Genomic DNA, 3,313 nt, shown 5'->3' with positions numbered 1-3,313 from the left:
AGCGCGCGGAACGCGGCTCGGTCGCGGCGCAGCTTCGCCAGGTGCATGTACTCGTCGAACGCGTTGCGGTCCACCGCCTGGCGGCGCAGCGGCGCGGCCTCGGCATCACCCAGCCAGCCCGCCACCTTCCGCACAGTGCGCGCGAGTCCGCGGGGCGAGTACCCGGCGAGCCGCGCCAGGTACAGCGGCACCCGAACCCCGTGGTAGCGGACCTTGTGCCATAGGAACCCGGCCAACCAGATGACGAGGAATCGCAGCTCCTGCGGGTCTTTCAGCCACGGCGCCAACACCGGAGACCGTTCATCGGCGGCCCGCGCCCGCGCCGGTAGGCCCAGTCGCTCACGGACCACCGGCGGGTCCACCGCCACCGGCGCCGAGCTCTGGTCCTCGGACTCAGCCTGGTCCTCGGATTGGTCGTCGCGGACCTCGGTCCCTGCAGGGCCCGGCCGGTCCTGGTCCCCCGCCGACACGGTGTTGTCCTCGGCGGCAACAGGCTCAGTGTCGCCGGCGGTCGCGGTCAGCTCGTCGGTATCGGCCGCCGGCGGGTCCGGCACTGGCCGCAACACCGGCCGAGACTCCGCCGCCTCGATCTGGTCGTCTCGGTCGGGTCGATCGTCATCATCGGGTTTGCTCCCGAACGGGAGATGGTCACGGATGCTCATGGTTGCTGGTGTCCCTCTCAGGCGGCCTGTGACGCCGCTGTGGCGCCGGAACGGTCGGTGGTGGTGTCTTCGGTCGGCTCGGTCGTCAGAACGTGTAGGAGCGCGTTGGCGCGGGCGGTGCCGATGCCGTGGCCGTCTTCGCGCAGCCCAGCGATCAACGCCCGCCGGGTCAGGGACTGGCCCGTGGCCGCCAACCGCGCCTGGACCCGGCGGCCTGGCTCGATCAGGTCCGACACATCCGGACCCGCGCTCTTGGTCCTGGCCTCCGGTACTTGGCGCGCGGTCTCGCGGTCGTGCTCCTCGACAGGCACCGCGGCCGGGGACTGGTCCGCTGCCGGCAACGGGTCCAGGTCCGCCGTTGGACCGGGTACGGATACGTGGTCTTCGGCTGTCGGCGTCTGGTCCTGCTCGGCCGATACCGACGGTGCGATTCCCACGGGACCGGGCAGGGCATCTCTGTCGGTGACGTGGTCGCGGTGGTCGCGGGCCCAGGTGTGCGCGGCGACCACGGCGTCGGTCAGCCTGTCGCGTAGGTCGGTGATCGCCTCGGCCATCACGAACACGACCAGCGGCGGCACCGAGTGCAACACGATCGCCGCTAGGTTGGTGGCGGCCCAGGACTGCCAGGTGTTCATCACGTAGGTCGCGAACAGCAGCCCCCACTTCGCGGTGCGTACCCAGCGGCCGGCCTTGAGCTGGTAGCGGGCGAGCGTGGACTCGGCGAGCAGGACGCCGATCAGGCACAACGACACCATTGGGTCGAGTAGCCACGCGGTCAGCCACGGCACGCTCCACGCGGCCGCGCCTTGGGCGGCGAACTGGGCGACGTTGGACATGGTGAACGCCAACCCGAGCACGATCCCGGTCCACACCAGCGCGTCCACCGCGGAGCGGACCCGCTCGATCCGCAGCGCCGCCACGTCCGGGTGCGTGCGGTACGACCGCAGCTCCGCCGCTTCGCGGGCGTCCGCGATCAGCTTCTGTGCCTTCTCCGACACCGGTGCCGTCTGCGTCATTGCTACGCGGCCTCCCCCAGCTCGGTCAGCCCAAGTGCCGTAGGCACGGCAGACTCGCCAGCCATTGCCGAGTCGACGGCCAGCTCGGTCCCGCGTTGGGTGTAGCCGGCGAGGTAGGCCAGCGCGTCGCAGGCCTGCCGTGGTGTCAAACGGTGAATCGCGGCAAGCAACGGGTGCCCGTCGCGGTCCAGGTTCCGCGCAGCCAGCTGGTGGCCGATCACGACAGTGGTCTGGTTCATGCCGCCACCCCCGCCGGATCGGGCTGCAGCGGGTTCGTGTGCACCGGGATCGCGCCCATCAGGATCGCCCGCCGGCGCTGCGCCTCGGAGATCGTCGTGGTTTGCAGCCACGGCACACAGGCCACCTCGAGCTGCAGCGCGAACTGGCGCATCTCCGCAGGGCTGTCCGCCCAGAGCAGTGACCGTGTCGCGGTCGTGGTCTGCTGCGGGAGGTACTCGACGTAGACGGTCATGACGCATAGCCCCCGATCAGCGTGTTGGTGTAGGTGGTGCAGGTGGCCGGCTCGGCGACCTCGTCGCGCAGCTCGGCAAGCGCATGCAAGTACTCGTCCTCGTCAGCCGCGGTCACCAGCCGGTGCGCGGCATCAGCGATCCGGTACAAGGTGCTCACTGGTTCTCCTCCAGCTCACGGGCATTCCGGGTTCCGAACTCACGGTCAACAGGCAGGCCGCCAGGCGCGGACGCGGTCGGAATCGGCGGCGTCATCACCGGATCCCCTCCCAGTGCGCGGGGTGCGTGAGATGGCGGCGTGGTGTCGCCGGCAGCACCGCTCGCGCCAGTACCCGTCCACTGACCACTCGGGAGCTCGGCGCGAAAGCATCGGTGTCCATGGCGTCTACTTGGTGGAAGTAGTGGTGCTGGGTCACCGCGTACGCGACGGTCTCGTGCACGTCGTACTCGACCTTTAGCCACAGCCCCTTGCGCGCCGCGACCACTGCGCACACCGTGATGAACGCCAGCCAGACACCCAGCACGAGCAAGCCGATGACGGGCATCACGCCACCCCCTCGGCGGACTGGCGTCGCACCCGGCGACGCAGACGACGCAGCGGGTTCCGCGGCGGTGCAGCGAACCGGAATTCCGGACCGTCACCTGGACGGACACACACCGCCCACCACACGACCGAACGCACGGACTCAGGTGCAGTAGTCATCACGCGGCCTCCCCGTAGATCACGGCGTCGAACCACTCCGGCGCCGCGCCGAACTCGGACGGCATCGCTGTCTCAAGCGCGGCGAGCACGCCCCACGCCTCGGCGGCGTGCAGCGGGATCCGCCACTGCCCCACACACAGGTAGACCTCGTAGGTCCCGCCGACCCGAACCGTGACGGTCGCCTTCCCCGTACGCGTCCAGCTCGCTCGCGGGATCCGGGCGCGGTAATACGTCGGTGCGTACATCGGCCTCACGCCGCCTCTCGGGTGATCGCCAGATCACGGCGGCGTTGGCGGTGCAGAGCGCGGCGCTCGTGTTCGGTCAGCCCGCCCCACACACCGAACTCGGCCTTGTCTGGATGGGCCAGTGCCCAGTCCCGACACACCTGCATCAGCGGGCAGGTCTCGCACAGCCGCTTCGCGACTGCAGACGACCGCTGCCCCTTCTCCGGAAACCACAGTT

At 70.0% G+C, this 3,313-nt stretch carries 7 protein-coding genes; all 7 read right to left on the bottom strand.

Features of this window, described 5'->3' with window-relative positions; translation table 11 throughout:
• On the bottom strand, positions 1 to 662 hold a 662-nt coding region (locus GEV07_30865), incomplete at its 3' end, for a hypothetical protein (protein ID MQA06910.1).
• A 17-nt stretch (positions 663 to 679) separates the two neighbouring features.
• Positions 680 to 1,678, bottom strand: a complete 999-nt coding sequence (locus GEV07_30860; GenBank protein ID MQA06909.1) for a hypothetical protein — start codon at positions 1,676 to 1,678, stop codon at positions 680 to 682.
• Between the two features lie 2 nt (positions 1,679 to 1,680).
• Positions 1,681 to 1,917 (bottom strand): hypothetical protein, encoded by a 237-nt coding sequence (locus tag GEV07_30855; GenBank protein ID MQA06908.1) that lies wholly within the window; start codon positions 1,915 to 1,917, stop codon positions 1,681 to 1,683.
• Positions 1,914 to 2,150: a hypothetical protein gene (locus GEV07_30850; protein ID MQA06907.1), complete on the bottom strand. Its 237-nt coding sequence runs from the start codon at positions 2,148 to 2,150 to the stop codon at positions 1,914 to 1,916. The genes GEV07_30855 and GEV07_30850 overlap by 4 nt, the downstream gene beginning before the upstream one ends.
• Positions 2,151 to 2,402: 252 nt before the next feature.
• Positions 2,403 to 2,693, bottom strand: a complete 291-nt coding sequence (locus GEV07_30845; GenBank protein MQA06906.1) for a hypothetical protein — start codon at positions 2,691 to 2,693, stop codon at positions 2,403 to 2,405.
• Positions 2,694 to 2,850: 157 nt separating this feature from the next.
• Positions 2,851 to 3,096 (bottom strand): hypothetical protein, encoded by a 246-nt coding sequence (locus tag GEV07_30840; protein MQA06905.1) that lies wholly within the window; start codon positions 3,094 to 3,096, stop codon positions 2,851 to 2,853.
• Positions 3,097 to 3,101: 5 nt separating this feature from the next.
• Positions 3,102 to 3,311, bottom strand: coding sequence for a hypothetical protein (locus tag GEV07_30835; protein MQA06904.1), 210 nt, complete (start codon positions 3,309 to 3,311; stop codon positions 3,102 to 3,104).
• Between the last annotated feature and the right edge of the window lie 2 nt (positions 3,312 to 3,313).

This window comes from Streptosporangiales bacterium (genome assembly GCA_009379825.1).
Lineage (GTDB): Bacteria > Actinomycetota > Actinomycetes > Streptosporangiales > WHST01 > WHST01.
Note: the sequence above shows the minus strand (reverse complement) of the source record. Positions and strands in the feature narration are given on the sequence as shown.

Excerpts from the sequence above, each read along its gene's own strand:
- GEV07_30860 (MQA06909.1), bottom strand. The coding sequence starts at position 1,678 with ATGACGCAGACGGCACCGGTGTCGGAGAAGGCACAGAAGCTGATCGCG.
- GEV07_30855 (MQA06908.1), bottom strand. The coding sequence starts at position 1,917 with ATGAACCAGACCACTGTCGTGATCGGCCACCAGCTGGCTGCGCGGAAC.
- GEV07_30850 (MQA06907.1), bottom strand. The coding sequence starts at position 2,150 with ATGACCGTCTACGTCGAGTACCTCCCGCAGCAGACCACGACCGCGACA.
- GEV07_30845 (MQA06906.1), bottom strand. The coding sequence starts at position 2,693 with ATGCCCGTCATCGGCTTGCTCGTGCTGGGTGTCTGGCTGGCGTTCATC.
- GEV07_30840 (MQA06905.1), bottom strand. The coding sequence starts at position 3,096 with ATGTACGCACCGACGTATTACCGCGCCCGGATCCCGCGAGCGAGCTGG.